This window comes from Streptomyces sp. NRRL F-6676, from assembly GCF_000725625.1.
GTDB lineage: Bacteria > Actinomycetota > Actinomycetes > Streptomycetales > Streptomycetaceae > Streptomyces.
Map to the genome: position 1 here is coordinate 1 of NZ_JOHS01000124.1, position 887 is coordinate 887.

Consider the following 887-nt stretch of genomic DNA (forward strand, 5'->3'; position numbering starts at 1 on the left):
TGAGCGTTTTCAACGGGACCACTGATCGGGTGACGTCAGTCAGGCCGAGGTGAGGGCCGCAACGCACAAGGCTCCCGTGCCGTTGGTGGAGGTGTTCGAAGTCTCAACCCATCGGCACAGGAGCCCTGTTGGTTCCCTATCCTGCCGCACTCGACCTCCCGCATGCCCTGGTCGAGTGGGTCACGATGCTCATCGTCACCCGTGAGGGTGACCGCCGCTGCAAGCTCCCGCCGCACCAGCGGGCGCTCGTCGCTCTGGTGTACCTGCGCCGCCACGACACCCTCACCCGGATCGCGTCCGGCTTCGGGATATCCATCGGCACCGCCCACGCGTACGTCACCGCCGTCACCGGCCTGCTTGCCGGCCGCGCCCCGGGCTTGCTCAAGACGCTGCGCGAGCACGATCCGGAGTTCGTCCTGCTGGACGGGACCCTTGCCGAGTGCGACCGCGTCGGTGACAGCCGGGAGGACTACTCGGCCAAGCACCGCCGGCACGGCGTGAACGTCCAGGTCGTCACCGACCCCGCGGGCGAGGTGCTGTGGATTTCTCCCGCGCTGCCGGGCCGCACCCACGACCTGACCGCGGCCCGCACCCACCGCATCATCCGGATCTGTGAGCGTCAGGGCCTCCCGATCCTCGCCGACCGCGCCTACCAGGGCGCCGGTCCCTGGGTCACCACCGGACTCAAACGCCCACCGGGCGGTGAGCTCACCCTCACCCAGCGCACCGTCAACCGGGCCCTTGCCGCAGCCCGGGCACCGGTCGAACGCGCCATGGCACGGCTGAAGTCCTGGCAGATCTTCCGCAGATCCCGCATCAGCCCCAACCGCATGACCGTCATCGCCAAAGCTGTCCTCACCCTGGAGAGGCAACGCTGAAAGACCTCA

At 68.8% G+C, this 887-nt stretch carries 1 protein-coding gene; it reads left to right on the forward strand.

Features of this window, described 5'->3' with window-relative positions; all coding sequences use genetic code 11:
• Positions 1–128: 128 nt before the first annotated feature.
• Positions 129–878, forward strand: a complete 750-nt coding sequence (locus IO29_RS31280) for an IS5/IS1182 family transposase (protein WP_030383531.1) — start codon at positions 129–131, stop codon at positions 876–878.
• The last annotated feature ends 9 nt before the right edge of the window (positions 879–887 follow it).